The following is a 17,303-nucleotide window of genomic DNA, read 5'->3' on the forward strand; positions in this document are numbered from 1 at the left end:
CATGCCGCGGGCGGGGAAGGGTTGGCGGCGTTCGAGGCCTCGGAGGTGCTGAAGCGCTGGGAGGAGGGGGCATGGAATCTGGATCCAGCCTGACAGGGAGCGCTCACTGACGCGGGCGCGAATCAAGCGCGGGCCACAGTCGTGAAGCAGGCTTCGCGCACGCCATCACCTCCAGGGGCCTTCGCCCGTGGCCTGACGCCCTGTCGGACCGACCGGGGAACCTCCGTCCTCGCGGCCCCTGCTGGGGCCTTCTCGGGAGGCGTCGATGTTCGTGCGTCGGAGCTGGGCCGTCGTGTTGCTGCTGCTGTTACCCGGAGCAGGCTGGGCGGAAGACTCGCCTCCGCTGCCAACCCCGCCCGACTCGAGCTCGCGCTGGGCGAACCTCCTGAGCCTGGAGACCACGACGTTGACGTTGCTTCCCCAGCGGGTGGTGGGAAGGGACGAAGGCTTCTTGCAGGTGGCTCCGAAGTTGGTCGTGGCCAGGCCCGGAGTGCTTCACCTCGGCCTGGGTGCACCGGTGCGGCTGCGGATGTGGGGTGGTGGGGAAGGGGCCGGCCTCGTGCGGAAGGAGGACTGGGACACGCTGTCCGACTGGGGCCAGGTGGTGCGCATCCTCACGGTGGGAGGGGATGCACCGAACTCGCTGTGGATGGGCGCCCTGGAGTCATACACGCTGCTGTCCGGTCACCTGGTGCGTCGATACAACAACCGGGGCAATCCCGACTATCACCCGGCCGGGGTGGTGGTGACGGGCCTGATGGCACCTGTGTATGTGGAGGCTTTCGCCTCGGACGTGCTCGGTGCGCGGCTGATGGGCGCGGAAGTCGTCCTGGACGCGCAACACCTGCTCTTCGGCCGTCCTCGCAATCCCTTGCAGTATCTGCTGTCGCTGTCCGCGGTGCATGACTGGGGGAAGGCTGGAGGGAACTCGGAGCCGATGACGCTGGCCCATCTGGACGGGACGGTCATCCTGGTGCGGCGCGGAAACACCGAGGGAGGCTTTGAGTTGCAGGCGATGGGCGGCTGGGGCGGGCGACCCGGCGAAGGGGGCGCATGGGGCGCGGTGGCGGGACTGGGCGTGGAGGCCGTGTCCTCGACGTTGGATTTGAGGGCGCGCCTGGAAGCGCGCCTGCAGCGAGGCGGCTTCCGTCAGGGCGCCTTCGGTCCGGACTACGAGTTGGCGCGCATCCAGGTGGCGGGCCCGTCCGCCCTGCCGCAGGCGGATGCGCCTTTCCCTGAAGGGTCCTCGGCCTATGGCGAGGTGATTCTCAGCTGGGACGCGGAGGGACTGGGCGTTCTGGGGAAGCGCCACTTCCGCCTGACGATGGGGGCGGAGGCCTTCAGCTGGGGCCGCGTGGACGTGGATGGGCGCCTGGAGGCGCAGGTGTTTCACCGGAACCTCACCGTGGCGGTAGGTGGCGTGGCGATGGGAATGGGCCAGCCGGCAGCCCGCTACCTCGCGTCGGGTGAGGCGCGGTGGCGCTTCCTGGGAGAGTGGCTGTACGCGGTGGGGCAAGGGGGCACGCTGCTATTCCCGACGGCGGAGGGGACGCTGCGGCCGGGAGCGTTCGTGGCCGTGGGGCTGGGGGTGGACCATGTGCGCTGATCGGCGGCTGCACAGCGGACCCGGCCTCGTGCTGATGGTGGCCCTCCTCGCCTCGGGCTGCGCCTCGTTTCACGCGAAGGCGAGCCATGGTTCCACCCTGGCTTTCAATCCCATCTCCTCGGCTTCCCAGGCGGAGAGGAGCACGGCGGCAGGGGTGTACCCGGAGGAGGAGTTGGACTCCTCGACCAGGGAGCGCGCGGCGGCGCCCCTGGGCTTTCGACGCGGCCCGTTGACTGACACCATCGAAAGGACGGGAGCGCGCGGCTCGGGCGAGGTGGAAGGTGTCGCCTTCGCGTGTGGCGGCGGGGGAGTGCCTTCCGGGTGGCCCCACCTGGACTCCAGCCGGGAGGTACTGGCGCCCTTCCTTGCGTGTGCCTCGCCTGCGGAGTTCGTGGCCATGCAGCGCGGGGTGGACATGGCCGCGCTGGTGGAGTCGCTGGAGGATTGGGACGCCGTCCGGCTGGGCGCCCTGGGGCCACTCGACGCGCGGGCCTCGGAGGTACTCGGACGCAAGCGCGCGGCATTCCTCGTCGCCGTCACCGAGAAGTACGGTGGGCCGTATGCAGAGGTCCTGGCCCTCTTCGTCCTCCACTCGGCTTTCGATGATGAGTTACGCGAGGTGGTGCGGTTGCTGGCTCGCGACAAGCAGTTGGCGGAGACGCTGGGGAGCATGGCCGCCGTCCGCGAGGAGTTGAAGCGGCGGGGGCTGGCGCTGGAGAACTTCCTGGAGCGGGGAGAGCAGGCCCCAGATGTGCTGCGCGGGCTGGGGCGAGCAGGCCGGGACATGCTCTCCAGCACTTCCGTGAGTGGTGAGGCCCGGTACACGGACCTGATGGCGATGCGGGGTCAAATGCCCTCGCCCTACCAGGCCGCCCTCGACGAAGTGCAGAAGGCCTTGATGGCGCGGCACTACTCGGCCGGAAGCGTCTCGGCAGGGGCCTTCGATCACCTGACGTTTGGCGTGCCGCTGGGCTTCTACCACCTGGTTACGGGGACGGGGCACGGGGCGTACTCGCTGGCGCAAGGCAAGTACGAGCAGGCCAGCCGGGAACTCGCACCGGCGGCACTGGCGGTGGCGTTGTACGCAGGAGGCAAGGGCGCCAGGGCCCTTGTGGAGGCGCGCGGAGGGCTACGACGGCTTCAGATGCCGGCGCTGGATCTGGAGGGGATGAAGGCGCTGTTGGGGCGCATTGAGGAGCAGCTCGGCGTCAACGCCGCTCGCGATCTGCTGCGCTACCTCCAGGCGAACCGAGAGGGTGCAAGGGTTGCCGCCGAGTGGGGCGAGGCGGGGCTGCTGGCGCTGTACGAGGCGCGCGGCAATCCGGCGAAGGCGCACGCGGTGCTGGCGGAGGCCCGTCGCGATTCTGCCCGAGCCGCGGAAACGAAGGGCGTGGCCGGGAAGAGTGCCAGCGGCTCCGCATTGCTGGCGCAGGACGCAGGCGTGTCCGCTCTGGAGGCGGCGAAGGCCAAGCTGCTCCAGGCCGAACTGGAGGCCTCGGGCCCACGCCTTCCCAAGGACGTGGAGGCGCTGAAGGGACTGGCAGCCGAAATGGATGCACCTCCGGCGGGAGTCGAGAGGGGCGCGGGCCTCTGGCGCGACTACGTCTCCTACCGAGAGCGGCGGCTCCAGGAGATTCAGAGCGGTGCGGACGTCAAGGGGCCCCTGAAGTGGGCGGGCTATCAGGAGATGTTCGCCCACTACGCGCGGGGCATGGCCTTCGAGAAAGCCATGGTAACCCTCCTGGAGAAGGATGCGGCCCTACCGCGAGCGCAGCGTCGATGGCTCGGGGACTTCGACCAACCTCGCATCGAGACGCACGTGGGAGTGATGAAGTCGGACCTGCGCTTCTCGGACGTGCTCGTCATCGAGGAGCGGCCGGCTCCCGGCACTTCTCCTCGCGTGGAGACCTTCAGCTTCAAGAGCCGCGACCTTTCGCAGTTCAGAGTCAAGGCTCTCACGGCGCAAATGTTCGCGGACGCGAGCGCTGCCTTGAGGTACTACGGTGAAATGCTGACCATCCGACGCCCAGGCATGCAGATGGAGGTGCGGGTTCAGAAGGTTCGCTTGATTTACGAAGGTGGAGAATTCAAACCCAGGGACGCAAGTGCCCTAAGCCGGGCGCTGAGCAGTACGCTTCACGCGGTTCAGGACGTGGAGGTCGTGTTTCAATGAGACATCTGAACCTGTGGGAGTCAAGGTCGGCAGACCGTCTCGTGCTGTCATTTGAAGCGGCTTTTGACAGTGCCGCTCCAGCTGAAGACGAGCTGGGCCCGATCTTCGAAAGCCTGGAGAGGCATGCGGGCGAGTGGATGCCAGACGTTGTCGAGGGAAAGCGCGAACGCAAATATTCCAGAAATTCTGTCTGGAAGGCCTTCAACGAAATGCGCGGGGAGAGGGTCGCGGTCATCGGACTTTGTCGAACGCAAGAGCCTGCGCTGGACATGTCACTGCACCTCAGGCTTCCTCCGCTGCCTTCCGACATTGCGGTGTTGATTTACATTGATTCGCTCCCACTGTTCGCCGAGGAGGAGCCGTGCAGTCGACTCGTGGAGATGGTTCGGGAGTGGGCCTTGCGCTACCCGACTTCACACGCATCGGCCCACAGTTCCGCCGATAACCAGCTGGCGGATGCTCCCAATTTTGGCAGGGATAACGAGGCCGTCTGGAGGGATGGCTTCGATAAAGTCTATGAGCTCTGTTGGCTCAATGTCTTCGGCTCCAGGCTGGTGGAGACGGTAGGGCGCGAGCGGATGCTTTCGACTCCCGCGCACCTCGTGGAGGAGCTTCCCAACGGCTCCGTCCTCCTGGTGCTCCGGCCCACCCCCGCCGACTTCGCCAGTGAGGAAGCGCGCGTCGCCCAGGCCCGTGCCCATGTGCACCTTCGGCCGGAGCTCGATTTCGACACGGTGCTGCGGACCCTGCGCGAGCGCAGTGCCGCGCTCGCTCCGGTGGAACCGCGCTTCTACCCCGACCTGGCGCCGCTCCTCTCCCGTCTGCCATTCGAATTCGCCATCAGCGAGCGGCAGCGGAAGATCGCCGAACTGAACGCCTTCCGGCCGCCCGAGCCGGAGGAGTGGCTCCCGGCCGCACTCCCATCGGACGTCGAGAATCCGGAGCGTGTCCTCAGCGACTACGATGACCTGTCAGAAGGCCTCGTGGCGGCGCTGCACACCAAGGTGCCCAGCATCTTCGATGAGACGCCTGAGTCCCTCACGGACCTCGACTTCTATTTCTGGAAGGAGAGCTTCCCGAAGCGGTACCTGCGAGACCTCATCGACAGTCACACCGCGCCGGCTCTGGGAGCCTACTTGGGACGTACGCTGGTACGGCGGCTGGGCGGGACATGGGTGCCACGGCAAAAGCTGGAGGAGTCGCAAGTGCGTGTCGGCAAGCGCATCTGGCTCCCCTTCCTTCGCGCCCGCCGGTACATGCAGTCTTGCGAGGCGCTGCTGGACTATTCGCTCACGCAGTTCTTCCGGGAGGCGGAACGGCATCGGGACTGACTTGGGACCGGGCACGAATGAAGCGCGAGCACCGGTCGTGAAGTAGGCTTCGCGCCCGCCATGCAGCTCGCCATCCCCCATGCCCCCCGCAGCGTCAAACTCGCCCAGGTGCCTGGGGCCGTGGCGCGGTTGGTGCGCGGGGTGGTGCTGGGCCTGGTGATCATCACCGTGCTGGGCCTGGGTGCCAGCTACGCCGGCCGCTACTTCATCGAGGAGCAGCGCTTCACATCCAGCGCGGAGCTGGTGGACGCGCTGGTGGGCGCGAGCCATGCGCCCCCTCCGAGCCAGCACGAAGACGCGGAAGGCACGCTGGACGTCCTCTACACGTTCGCGGGCGAGGATCACTCCGTGTCGGGCGTGCGCACGGCCGCGGAACATGCCGCGGGCCTGGGCCACGGTGCCCGGGTGCAGCTGCTGGTGGATCCGTCCCAGCCGGGGCGGCCTCGCGAGGCGACCCATGCTCGGGCCCAGGCGGCCCGGGTGGGCCTGCTGCCTTGGGGCCTGGGCCTGGGGGCGCTGGTGGCCCTGGGCGGCTTCGCGTGGGAGGTGCGGCGGCTGTGGCGCCGGGAGGTGGTGCCGCTGCGCCTGGGCGCGCTGGTGTGGCTCACGCCGGACGATGGCTACCTGCCGGAAGGGAAGGGCGAGGCCGTGTTCCCCGCGCACTTCTTCCGCCAGGACGTGAAGCGCGCTGTGCGGGCTCGCTGCCGCCCCCAGCGGGCCCCGGTGCGCAATGGCGGCAAGGTGTTGGCCGCCGTGGTTCCCTCCGAGCCGGGGTGGTGCCGCGTCATCGACGAGGAGCTGGCGCGGACGCTGGGCTGGGTGCGCTGACGGACGGACAGGTGGGGTTGAAAAGTTGCTGGCCCCCAGAGGCCGTGTGACACACGCCTGTAGCTGCAACGTCCGGAGGCTTCCATGCGCGTTCGCTTCTCCCACTTCGTGCTGCCCGTGCTGCTCCTCACGGCCCCGAGCGCCGTCGGAGCCGGCAAGCGCAACGAAGCGGAGGAGGCGTACCAGCAGGCCCGCCGCGCCTACTACGCACTGAAGGACGACGCGTCCCGCCGCAAGCTGCGCCACCACTGGCTCAACGTGGTGCACCGCTTCGAGGCCGTGGCCACGCGCTTCCCCAAGAGCGACCGCGCCCCCGATGCCCTCTTCACCGCGGGCGACCTGCTCCAGGAACTGAGCCGCATCTCCTTCGTGGACGAGGACCTGCAGTCGGCCATCTCGGACTACTCCAAGCTGGTGGAGGCGCACCCGAAGCACCGGCTCGCGGATGACGCGGCGCTGGCGCTGGCGCGCATCCACGTCAACCGCCTGGACAAGCCGGAAGCGGCCCGGAAGGTCCTCAACGAATCGCTGGCCACCAACCCCAAGGGCGACCAGGCCAAGGAGCTGAAGTCGCTGCTGGCCTCGCTGCCCCCGCCCAGCAAGACGCCGCCCGCGAAGCCCACCGTGAAGCCGCTGCCCCCGGTGGTGAAGTCCACGCCGGACACCGCCGTCGCCGCCGCGCCCTCCAGTTCGCCGCTGGTGGATGCGATCTCCAAGCTCGCTCGCGAGCCGTCGCCGGTGCTGCCGCGCCTGGATCCGAACGTCCCGGCCTCGGGCTCCGAGACCTCGACGAAGGACTCCTCGGCGAACATCGTGGACGCGCCCACCGTCGCTGACCGGGCCACGGACGCGAAGGCTCCGGAGGCGGTGGCGTCCTCGCACGGGACGTCGAAGCCGGAGGTCCGCGTGGAGGTTCCGGCCGTGGCGACGAAGGCTCCGGCTCCGGTGGTGGACAGCGCCCCGGTCGCTCCGAAGCCGGCCGCCCCCGTGGTGCTGGCGTCGAAGCAGGAGACGAAGCCGGAAGCTCCGCGCCCGGTGACGGCGCCGGTGGACGCGCAGGTGGCGCAGGCGCGGCTCAAGGCCGTGGCGAAGCAGTCGCGCCACGCGGAGCTGACGCTGGCGGAGCAGCTGGGGCTGAAGGTGCGCCGCGTGGTGATCGATCCGGGCCACGGCGGCCATGACTCCGGCGCGGTGGGCAAGGCGGGGACGAAGGAGAAGGAGGTGGCCCTGGCCATCTCCAAGAAGGTCGCGGACGGCCTGCGGGAGAAGGGCCTGGAGGTCGTGCTCACCCGCGACGACGACACGTTCATCCGCCTGGAGGACCGCGCGAAGCTGGCCAACGAGGCGCACGGAGACCTGTTCATCTCGGTGCACTGCAACTCGGCGGCGACGCACAAGCTGCGCGGCATCGAGACGTACACGCTCAACACGTCCGCGGACCGCTACTCCATCCGCCTGGCCGCTCGCGAGAACGCTTCCTCCGAGAAGGGCATCAGCGACCTCCAGTTCATCCTGGCGGACCTGGCCACCAAGGCGAACACCGAGGAGTCGTCGCGGCTGGCGAACGCCGTGCAGCACAACCTGGTGACGGGCCTGTCCGGCCAGTACGACGGCATCAAGGACCTGGGCCACAAGGAGGCGCTGTTCTACGTGCTCCTGGGCGCGAAGATGCCCGCCATCCTGGTGGAGACGTCCTTCCTGTCGCACGCGGAGGACGAGAAGCGCCTGGCGTCCGAGCGCTTCCAGGACGAGGTGGCGAAGAACATCGTGCTGGGAGTGGAAGAGTTCCTCGGTGATCGCCGCCGCATGGCCAAGGTAGACTGACGCGTTCGTTGTCGTCAGTCCCCATGGCCGAGCAGTCCCCCCCGTCCAGCCCCAAGCCCGCGCAGGATCCCCACGCGCCCCCGTTCCAGACGGAGGCGGACCTGCGCGCGTGGCTGCGCGCGGAGGGACTGGAGCACCTGTCGCGCCTGAGCCTGGCCCTGCTCACGCCTCGCGTGGAGGCCGCGTACCTGCCGCAGGTGCGCGCGGTCATCTCCCGCCGCAGGCTGGTGGAGGTGCTGGCCCAGGACACGCTCGACCGCTGGACGGCGGAGATGCTGCCCACGCCGCGCATGCGGGACCTGCTGCCGAAGCTCGCCTGGCGCTACGTGGAGAACGAGCGGCAGGCCACCCTCGATGCCCGGGCTTCCGTCGCGGAGCGGCTCGCGCCCCCGACAGACAAGCGCACGCACACGGTCCACGGGATGTTGCTTGCCTGGCGTGCTCGCGTGCCTTCGAGCATCGCGCCGCGTCCGGAGCGCGCGCTGTCGCTGGAGGCGCTGGTGGAGGAGCCGGACCTGCCGGGCTTCCGCCTCAAGGAGACGCGCATCTCCGAGCTGCCCGTGTCCCCGCCGGGCTCGGGCTTCATCCTCGCGGACGCGCGGCTGACGTTCAGTCCATCCGGTGTGACGGTGGATTGTTCGTGCGGCGCCACGTTCTGCGTGCACCAGCTGGCGGCGGTGGACACGGCGCTCCTGTGGCTGCGGCAGCGCTGGACGGAGGACTTCGGCGAGACGCTGGAGGAGCTGGTCCGGCCCGCGTGGGCCCGGACGCTGCGTGCGCTGGAGCGGGCGGTGGAGGAGAGCCCGGGCGGCGGCGGAGGCGTGGAGATCTCCTGGCGGCTGGACGTCATCGAAGGGTACGGCGTGGAGGTCGCGCCCTATGTGCACCGGCGCACGAAGAAGGGCCAGCGCACGACAGGGGCGAAGGTCGGCCGGCGCAAGCTGTTGCAGGAGTATGGCTCGCAGCTCAGCCCCTCGGACTCGCGCATCGCCGCGCTGCTCTCTGACAGCACGGCCCCCGCGTCGCGCGCGCTGCTGTTCGAGTTGATTGATCATCCGCGCCTGTCGTTGGAGGGCACGCAGGACATCCCCGTGCGCATCGAGCGCGAGAAGGTGGGCCTGGTCGCCGAGGACCGGGGCGGCACCGTGCTGGTGAACGCGGGCGTGGACGGCACCGTACTGCCCGCGCCGCTGCTGGAGCGCGTGCGCAAGGCGAAGCCGGAGGACGCGGTGTTCCTCTGGGACGAAGGCGCGCACGTGCTCACGGTGCTGGACGTGAGCCCGGAGGTGCGCGCCATGGCCACGGTGCTCCAGCGGCACGGCAACGCATTTCCTCCGGAGAGTCACGGGCCGCTGCTGGAGCACCTGTCGAAGCTCTCCGTGCACCTGCCGGTGGCCATGCCTCGCAGCGTGATGGGGGAGTCCATCGCGCCGCAGCAGCTCCCGGTGCTACGGCTGGAAGGACAGCCTGGGGGCTCGGTGCGGCTGGAGCTGCGGCTGCGCGCGCTGCCGGATGGCCCGGCGTATCTGCCCGGTGAGGGACCTCGCGACGTGCACGTGCGGCGCGACACGCGGTCCTTCCACGCGGTGCGCGACTTCGGGCGCGAGCTGACGGCGGGCGCGGCGCTCCAGGCCCGGTTGCCCTTGCAGACGGCGGAGCCGCAGGAGCTTCCGTTCTGCTTCCTCTTCCACAGCGCGCAGGGCGGGCTGGCGGTGCTGGCCGCGTGCGCGGAGATGGAGCCCCGGCCGGAGCTGGAGTGGGTGGGCGCGTCCATGCGGCTCGTGCCCAAGCGGGGCGCGGGCGACCTGAAGGTCGTCCTGGAGCGCAAGCGCGAGTGGTTCGGCGTGCTGGGCAGCCTGTCCGTGGAGGGCGAGCGGGTGGAGCTGGCGCGGCTCCTGGACGCGGCCCGGCGCAAGGAACGCTTTGTCCAGGTGGACGCGCGCACGTGGGTGGAGATCGAAGCGGCGCTGCGCGAGCAGTTGGAGAAGCTGGCGGATCACACGTACCTGTCGAAGCACGGGCTGGAGGTGGGCCCGTCCGCGGCGGAGGCCCTGGCGGGACTGGGCACCGCGGGCGCGCTCATCGACGCGGATGCGTCCTGGAAGACGCTGGTCGAGCGCATCTTCGCGGCGAAGGAGCTGAAGCCCCGGGTGCCCGCGGCGCTCAAGACGGAGCTGCGCGACTACCAGCTCGAAGGCTTCCGCTGGCTCACGCGGCTGGCGTCGTGGAACGCGGGTGGGGTGCTCGCGGACGACATGGGCCTGGGCAAGACGGTGCAGGCCCTGGCCGTGCTGCTGGATCGCGCGAAGCAGGGGCCCGCGCTGGTGCTTGCCCCCACGTCGGTCGCCTTCAACTGGCGGGACGAAGCGAAGCGTTTCGCGCCGTCGCTGAAGGTGACGATCTTCTCCGACGCGGAGGACCGGGGCGGCACGCTGGAGCGGCTGGGGCCTCGCGACGTGCTGGTGCTCAGCTACGGCCTGCTCGTGCGCGACATCGAGCGGCTGGCCGCGCTGCGCTTCTCCACCATCGTCTTCGACGAGGCCCAGCAGCTGAAGAACGCGGCCACGCAGCGCTTCCGGGCGGCGCGAGCGCTCCAGAGCGACTTCAAGTTCGCGCTGTCCGGCACGCCGCTGGAGAACCACCTGGGCGAGCTGTGGTCGCTCTTCGCGGTCGTCTTCCCGGGGCTCCTGGGCAGCCTGGAGGCGTTCCGCAACCGCTTCGCCGCGCCCATCGAGAAGCAGGTGGATCCGACTGCCGCGCCCGCGCTGGCCCGCGTGCTCCAGCCCTTCCTGCTGCGCCGCACCAAGGCACAGGTGGAGGCACAGCTGCCGCCGCGCACGGACGTGCACGTGCCTGTCGTCCTGTCCCCGCCGGAGTGGACGCTCTACGAGGACGCGCGGCTGGCGGCGCTGTCCGACCTGGAGACGCGCAAGGCGAAGATGAAGGACCAGGAGCGGCGCATCGAGGTACTGGCGGCGCTGACGCGGCTGCGGCTGCTCGCGTCGCACCCGCGCCTGTACGACAAGGCGTCCAAGCTGGAGTCCTCCAAGCTGGAGCGCTTCCTGGAGCTCATCCAGGAGCTGCGCGAGGAAGGCCACCGTGCACTGGTGTTCAGCCAGTTCACGTCCCACCTGGCGCTGGTGCGCGAGGTGCTGGATGCCCAGGGCATCGCCTACGAGTACCTGGACGGCTCCACCCCCGCCAGCGCCCGGGCGGACCGCGTGCGTGCCTTCCAGGAGGGCGACGCCCCCCTGTTCCTGATTTCACTCAAGGCAGGCGGCTTCGGTCTCAACCTGACGGCCGCCACCAGCGTCATCCACCTGGACCCCTGGTGGAACCCCGCCGTGGAGGATCAGGCCTCCGATCGCGCCCACCGCATCGGCCAGCAGCGACCCGTCACGGTCTACCGGCTGGTGTCTCGTGGGACGATCGAGGAGCAGATGCTCTCGCTCCATGAGCAGAAGCGGGCCCTGGTGGCCGGTGTGCTGGAGGGCAAGGACGCCGCCGCCCGCCTGTCCACCCAGGAGCTGCTCGGGTTGCTCGCGCAGCGGATGCCGGGCATCGACGGGCTCGATTCCGACGCGACGAAGCACTGAACGGTCTTTCCGTGGTTTTTCTCGGACCCATTCGTGCGCCTGAACAGGCACTGAACAGACTTTTAGCCATTTTCAGTGCACCCAGGTCTGAACGGCTGATCAGTCCTGGGGTCCTGATCGGCCGTGCCTACATGAAACAGTGATCAGGTGGGCAAGGTGCGCCGTTTGTCGGCGGACAATCACCGCCAGCGCCTACACCCACCTGCCCGATCAGGATCGCCATGCCCACATGAACACAGTTTCAGTGAGTCTCGACCCACCCAATGAAACATGTATCAATTGAATACATGTTTCATTTGCTGAGTATCTGCAATTGAATACAATCAATTGCATTTAATGTCTATGTTTGGTCGTGAGTCAGCGGGAAGAAGTGCCCGATCGGGCCGTTCCCATGGCCCACGGCGAGCGGGTAGCGCAGGGCGGAGGTGACGTACTCCTTCGCGAGCCGCACGGCCTCCAGCGGCGGGGTCCCCAGCGCGAGCCTCGCGGCGATCGCGGCGGACAGCGTGCAGCCAGTGCCGTGCGTGTTCGGCGTGTCCACGGGCGCCACGGACAGCGTCTCCATGCGCGTCCCGTCGAACCACACGTCCGTGCCGCGCAGCGCGCCCGGCATGCCGCCGCCCTTCACCAGCACCACGCGGGAGCCCAGGGCGTGGATGCGCCGTGCCGCCTCGCGCATGTCCTCCAGCGTCTGGATGTCCATGCCCGCGAGCAGCTTCGCTTCATGGCGGTTGGGCGTGAGGATGGCCGCCAGGGGCAGCATGCGCGCGCGCAGCGCCTCCACCGCCTCATTGTCGATGAGCTGCGAGCCCGCTCGGGACACCATCACGGGATCCACCACGATGGGGCCCAGCGACACGCGGGCCAGTTGATCCGCCACGGCCTCGATGAGCGGGCGCTGGGCCAGCATGCCCACCTTGACCGCGTCCACGCGCATGTCCGACGCGACGGCGTCCACCTGCGCGGTGACGGACTCGGGCGGGAGCAGGTCCACGCGCGTGACGCCTCGCGTGTTCTGCGCGGTGATGGCCGTCACGGCGCTGGTGCCGTGCACTCGGTGGAAGGAGAAGGTGCGGAGGTCGGCCTGGATGCCCGCGCCACCGCCGCTATCAGAGCCGGCGATGGTGAGGGCGGTTGCGACAGGGAAGGGCTTCATGGGCGCGGCATCCTAGCCGCGGCCCGGCGCCTGGGGCCCTGGAACTAGAACTGGTTCTGCCGGGCCTGGTCGAAGTCCACGCGGTGCTTCAGGTACAGCGTGTCCAGCATGTGGTTGCTGATGGGGTTCAGGTTGCCGTCGGTGAAGCGGTGGACCACCGCGCCCTTGCCCGCGTCCTTCAGGAAGGCCAGCGGATCCACGTCGCCGCCCAGGCCGGTGAGCGTGGGCACGGGGTCCGCGTTGTTGACGTAGTGCACGTACTGCGGGCCGTCCGGGTACTTCGTGGACGCGGCGCCGAAGGTCTCCACCTGCAGGTGGCTCATCTTCGCCTCCACCTGCGCGGGGGACAGCCCGTCTTCCACGCGCAGCCGCTTCGCCACGTCGTTCAGCGCTCGCGCGGTGATGAGGCCGCCCTGGCTGTAGCCCACCAGGTGCACGTCGCGGCCGGCCTTCAGCTCCGAGTAGAGCGTGTCCGCCAGCGTGTCCACGGCGGGGTTCTTGCCCTTGTCCAGCTTGTCCGTCACGCACTGGCCCAGGTCCTTCACCAGGCCTTCGGTCGCGTTGTGGATCCCCACCACCTTCGCGCCGGAGCTGTCCGCCAGCGCCTGCATCTCGTTCACCTGGCCCGCCGTCGGCGTCATGATGCCGTTGACGTAGAGGATCGTCTTGTCCGGGTTCGGGTTGTTCTTCGGCGTGATGCCCGGCACGTCGCCCAGCTTCGTCGTCGCCGGAAGCACCTTGCCGCCCGCGCCCACGAACATGCCGTCCTGCGCGCGGTCCGGCTTCGCGCCGCCAAACAGGCTGGTGATCTCCTTCACCGTGGTGGCGTTGAAGACGTCCGCGCCCATCTGCAGGAAGCGGGGGATGTCCTTGATGCCGCCCACCGCCGCGTCGATGAGGCCGCCCAACAGCCCGTTCTTCTGCGCAGGCGCGGCGCCCGCCAGGTTCGCCGTGGCGGCGCGCGACGGCGACTGCTCGAAGGAGGACTTCTGGAACGCGGGCTGATGCGCCACCGGCTTCTTCGCGAGCGGCTCCGCGGCCGTCTTCGAAGTGGAGGACGGCACGGCGAGGGAACGGGTGCGGTCGATCGTGCTCATGAGAACCTCCAACCACCGGGGGAAGTGGGTTTGGGTAGGTTATCCGCTCCTTGCCCGGGAAGTTGCGTTCCCCCGCGTCATGGCCCCGCAATCCACATCCCGTGCCTGACGCGCCTGGTCAATTCCAGACACCCGGCATGGTTTTCAGCGCTTCACGACGTGGATGTTGAAGTCGCCGGTGCGAAACGTGCCCCACAGGCGCAGCCACAGCGGGAGGAAGGCCTCGGTGCCGCGGGCGGTGGTGATGTCGCCCAGGTCGATGACGTGCTTCCAGCCGAAGCCCTCCGTGAGGAGCTGCTTCACGCGGGCCTTGGCGTCCACGTCGTTGCCGGACACGAAGACGTCGTGATCTCCCGGCACCCGTGACGGATCCACCATCACCTCGCAGTTCATGGTGTTGAGCGTCTTCACCACCTTCAGCGACGGGAAGGCGCGCTGGAGCTGCTCGCCCAGCGAGTCATCCGGAGGCGTGGAGAGCACCGGCGGCATGCCCTTGGTGAAGTCGAGCGGGTTGGACACGTCCACCAGCACCTTGCCGCGCAGGGCCTCCTCACCCGCGGACTTCAGGACGTCCAGCGAGGCATTGCCCAGCGTGCAGTTGAAGATCAGCTCCGCGAACGCGGCGGCGTCCCGGAACGTTCCCTGCGAAGCCTTGCCCCCGGACTTCTTCACCCACGCGGCGGCCTTCGCGTTGTCCGGCGTGCGCGAGCCCATGCGCACCTCGTGGCCCAGCGCCACCAGCTTGCTGCCCAGCGTCTCGCCCACCATGCCCGTACCCAGGATCGCGATCTTCATGAGGACTCCCTTTCGTGTGGGGTGAACCCTAATCGTCAACCCGGACGACCGTGAGCACGTCCAGGTTGAACCATCATCAACCCTGGGTTGACAATGCGGCCCATGGACCTGTTCACGGGCGTGTTGCCCTTCCTCCACGTGGCGGAGGAGCGGAGCTTCCGGAAGGCGGCGGAGCGGCTGGGCGTCACCGTCGCGGCGGTGAGCAAGGCGGTGCGGAAGCTGGAGGAGGAGCTGGGCGCCAGGCTCCTGGAGCGCACCAGCCGGCAGGTGGCCCTCACGTCCGAAGGCGTCGCCTTCCTGGAGCGGGCGCGAGAGGCCGTGGCGCAGATCCGCGCCGCCCGCGAGACGGTGGCCCAGGCGCACCGCGCGCCCAAAGGACCGGTCACGGTGTCGCTGCCGTTCATCCTGGGCCCCGTGCTGCTGCCCCGGCTGGCGCGGCTCCAGGCCCGCCACCCGCAGCTCACGCTGCACGTGCGCATGAGCGACCGGCTCAGCAAACTGGTGGAGGAGCAGGTCGACGTGGCCATCCGCGTGGGCGGGATGGAGGACTCCAGCCTGGTGGCGCGGCGGCTGTTCTCCACGCGATGGATGACGCTGGCGTCGCCGGCCTATCTGGCGCGGCACGGGACGCCGGAGCACCCGTCACTGCTGGAGCGCCACGCGTGCCTGAAGTTCGTGGATCCGCGCGGCATCACCCGCGAGTGGCACTTCCGTGAATCACCCGGTGGCGACAAGGCCGGAGTGGTGCGCACGCGCGCGGCCATCGACGTGGATCACGGCCCGGCGCTGCTGGACCTGGCCGCCGCGGGTGCCGGGCTCTGCCAGGTGCTGGACTTCATGAGCGATGCACGGCTGCGCGAGGGCGCGCTGGTGGAGGTCCTGGCGGAGTACGCCGCGGAAGGGCCTCCGGTCCACGCGCTGTGCCTGCCAGGGCGCCAGTCCGTGCCCCGCGTCCGCGCGCTCCTCCAGCACCTGGTGGAGGAGCTGCGCGCCGTCACGGCGTGGTGAGCGCTTCCTTCGCGGCGGGCAGGCCGCGGGGGGCTTCCGCTTCGGGCGTGGGAACTTCCACCGACGCCTCGTTGACCTCCTTGTAGAACCGGCGGCCGAAGATGACGCCCAGCACCAGCGACACCACCATGCCCACAGCGGATACGGCGGTCATCACCGTGCGGCCCTGCGCGAGGCCACTGCCGAACTGCGCGGTGAGGAAGGTGCCCGGGATGGTGCCCAGCACGACACCCAGCACGGACGGCCAGAAGCGCGCGCCGCTCGCCGCGCCGGCGATCAGCATGATGTCCGTGGGGCACAACGGATTGAGGCACGCCAGGAACGCGAACTGGAAGTCGTGCCGCCGCGCCGCCTTGGCGATAGCCGGGTACTTGCTGCCGCACAGCCGCTGCATGGGCCGCGTGCCCAGCTTGCGAGCAACGAAGTAGAGCAGGGTGGCGGACAGGAAGCTGCCCGTTAGTGAATAGAGGGTGGCGGCGAGAGTCCCGAACATCATGCCGCCCACCGCGGTGAGGACCTGACCTGGCAAGAGCGTCAGGGGCCGCACGGCCAGGAAGGCCACGTACGCCAGGGGGGCGTAGTCGCCCAGAGGCAACAGCAACTCCCGGATGGTGCGCTGATCGATGAAGTCCGGCCCCAACAGCCGGAGCATCACCAGACCGCCAATGGAGACGACCATGGGCGCGAGGATTCGCAACCAGGTCTTCAGTCCGTTCCTGACACTCGCCAAAAGAACCTCCCCCACCGCCCGCGGGCACATGTGTCAGGCGTTGCGCACAAGGTGGGATCCGAGCAGGGAATCGGCAACGTGGACTGAATTGTTGTGAACAACGAGAGCGTCCTGCCGGGCAATCACCCGTCCCGGCCGGATGCCCAGCAGGCCTGACAAGCGCGCGAAATCCTTGGGGATTATGCATGCAATGTCAGGAGAGAACGGCTGGCGGTGTACGGAGCTTGCTTGCATCGGGGCGCTTCCGTCCCAAGGTTTCAGGCAAGGGACACCAAGGCGCGGACGGGGTTGGTCAGTCACGAGAGGAGACACGGACATGTCGGACAAGGACAACAAGGGCAGCATGACGGTGGCTGAGGCCGGGCGTAAGGGCGGCGAGACTGTCCGCAACGAGCGCGGTCGCGAGTTCTACGAGACCATTGGCCGCAAGGGTGGAGCGACGGTGAAGGCCGAGCGCGGACGCTCCTTCTACGAGGAGATCGGCCGCAAGGGCGGCGAGACCGTGAAGGCCGAGCGCGGCGCGAAGTTCTACGAGGAGATCGGCAAGAAGGGTGGCGACCGCGTCAAGGCCACCCGCGGGCCGAACTTCTATGAGGAGATCGGCCGCAAGGGCGGGCAGAAGGTCAAGAAGCTGATTGAAGAGGGCAAGCGCGCCGCCCGCGCCGCCATGGAGAGCCAGGCCGCCGGCGGGAATGCCCCCGCGGCCGAGGGCACCTCCGCTCCGGTGAAGCCGCCGGAAGAGCCCGCGCAGCCGGGTGGCAACGAGTAACGGGGGACAGGAAGCGCGGTCTTCCGGTATGACGGCCGCGTGTACCTGGTCATCACGTTCCTCGAACAGGTGGAGACGACTGAGCGGGCGATCCGCCGGCTCCGGGAGTTTGGCATCCCGGAACCGATGGTCATCCGAGCGCGCAGCGCCGCCGCGGCATTGTCCGCGGAGGTCCCGGTGTTCGCCGGGCTGCGCAGCCTCGCGCTGGGCGCGGACGAGGACCGCATCGTCCTGGTGAGCGTGCTGCCCGCGCTCCCGCAGGAGGAGTTGGATCGCATGCTCCAGCGCGTGCAGTTGGAGATGGACGCGGACGACCCACCCATGGGTCGCCTGGTGGCCCTGCCTGTCCTGGCGGCGCCCACGCATCGGCGTGGATGACGCGCGGGGGCG

At 69.1% G+C, this 17,303-nt stretch carries 13 protein-coding genes; 9 read left to right on the forward strand and 4 right to left on the reverse strand.

The window, feature by feature from the left end:
- The first annotated feature begins 265 nt into the window (after window positions 1-265).
- From GTZ93_RS28300 to GTZ93_RS28325, 6 genes are all read left to right on the forward strand, one after another.
- On the forward strand, window positions 266-1,606 hold the full coding sequence (locus tag GTZ93_RS28300) for a hypothetical protein (protein WP_161663119.1): 1,341 nt from the start codon (window positions 266-268) through the stop codon (window positions 1,604-1,606).
- The gene (locus GTZ93_RS28305; protein WP_139923273.1) at window positions 1,596-3,779 is read left to right on the forward strand and encodes a hypothetical protein; all 2,184 of its coding nucleotides are present in this window, start codon (window positions 1,596-1,598) and stop codon (window positions 3,777-3,779) included. Before GTZ93_RS28300 ends, GTZ93_RS28305 begins: the two co-directional genes overlap by 11 nt.
- Window positions 3,776-5,110, forward strand: coding sequence for a hypothetical protein (locus GTZ93_RS28310; protein WP_139923275.1), 1,335 nt, complete (start codon window positions 3,776-3,778; stop codon window positions 5,108-5,110). The genes GTZ93_RS28305 and GTZ93_RS28310 overlap by 4 nt, the downstream gene beginning before the upstream one ends.
- Window positions 5,111-5,170: 60 nt before the next feature.
- Complete coding sequence (locus tag GTZ93_RS28315; RefSeq protein ID WP_139923277.1) at window positions 5,171-5,938, forward strand: DUF3592 domain-containing protein; 768 nt, start codon at window positions 5,171-5,173, stop codon at window positions 5,936-5,938.
- A gap of 84 nt (window positions 5,939-6,022) precedes the next feature.
- Window positions 6,023-7,762, forward strand: a complete 1,740-nt coding sequence (locus GTZ93_RS28320; RefSeq protein WP_139923279.1) for an N-acetylmuramoyl-L-alanine amidase — start codon at window positions 6,023-6,025, stop codon at window positions 7,760-7,762.
- Window positions 7,763-7,785: 23 nt separating this feature from the next.
- The gene (locus GTZ93_RS28325) at window positions 7,786-11,358 is read left to right on the forward strand and encodes a DEAD/DEAH box helicase (RefSeq protein ID WP_161663120.1); all 3,573 of its coding nucleotides are present in this window, start codon (window positions 7,786-7,788) and stop codon (window positions 11,356-11,358) included.
- A gap of 340 nt (window positions 11,359-11,698) precedes the next feature.
- Here GTZ93_RS28325 and thiD read toward each other — a convergent pair whose 3' ends face one another.
- The 3 genes from thiD to GTZ93_RS28340 all read right to left on the reverse strand — a co-directional run bounded on the left by thiD (window position 11,699) and on the right by GTZ93_RS28340 (window position 14,406).
- Window positions 11,699-12,514, reverse strand: a complete 816-nt coding sequence (thiD, locus tag GTZ93_RS28330; protein WP_139921971.1) for a bifunctional hydroxymethylpyrimidine kinase/phosphomethylpyrimidine kinase — start codon at window positions 12,512-12,514, stop codon at window positions 11,699-11,701.
- Window positions 12,515-12,558: 44 nt separating this feature from the next.
- Complete coding sequence (locus tag GTZ93_RS28335; RefSeq protein WP_139921969.1) at window positions 12,559-13,611, reverse strand: alpha/beta fold hydrolase; 1,053 nt, start codon at window positions 13,609-13,611, stop codon at window positions 12,559-12,561.
- 144 nt (window positions 13,612-13,755) lie between these two features.
- The gene (locus GTZ93_RS28340) at window positions 13,756-14,406 is read right to left on the reverse strand and encodes an NADPH-dependent F420 reductase (protein ID WP_139921967.1); all 651 of its coding nucleotides are present in this window, start codon (window positions 14,404-14,406) and stop codon (window positions 13,756-13,758) included.
- Window positions 14,407-14,508: 102 nt separating this feature from the next.
- Between GTZ93_RS28340 and GTZ93_RS28345 the strand changes: the two genes are divergently transcribed.
- The gene (locus GTZ93_RS28345) at window positions 14,509-15,414 is read left to right on the forward strand and encodes a LysR family transcriptional regulator (RefSeq protein ID WP_139921965.1); all 906 of its coding nucleotides are present in this window, start codon (window positions 14,509-14,511) and stop codon (window positions 15,412-15,414) included.
- Here the strand turns inward: GTZ93_RS28345 and GTZ93_RS28350 are convergent.
- On the reverse strand, window positions 15,401-16,111 hold the full coding sequence (locus tag GTZ93_RS28350) for a TVP38/TMEM64 family protein (RefSeq protein ID WP_257979440.1): 711 nt from the start codon (window positions 16,109-16,111) through the stop codon (window positions 15,401-15,403). The genes GTZ93_RS28345 and GTZ93_RS28350 overlap by 14 nt on opposite strands.
- Window positions 16,112-16,460: 349 nt before the next feature.
- Between GTZ93_RS28350 and GTZ93_RS28355 the strand changes: the two genes are divergently transcribed.
- Both GTZ93_RS28355 and GTZ93_RS28360 read left to right on the forward strand, forming a co-directional pair.
- Window positions 16,461-16,913, forward strand: coding sequence for a general stress protein (locus GTZ93_RS28355; RefSeq protein ID WP_120579665.1), 453 nt, complete (start codon window positions 16,461-16,463; stop codon window positions 16,911-16,913).
- Window positions 16,914-16,952: 39 nt separating this feature from the next.
- Entirely contained in the window at window positions 16,953-17,291 is a 339-nt protein-coding gene (locus GTZ93_RS28360) for a hypothetical protein (protein WP_120579666.1), read from the forward strand.
- The last annotated feature ends 12 nt before the right edge of the window (window positions 17,292-17,303 follow it).

Source organism: Corallococcus exiguus, from assembly GCF_009909105.1.
GTDB lineage: Bacteria > Myxococcota > Myxococcia > Myxococcales > Myxococcaceae > Corallococcus > Corallococcus exiguus.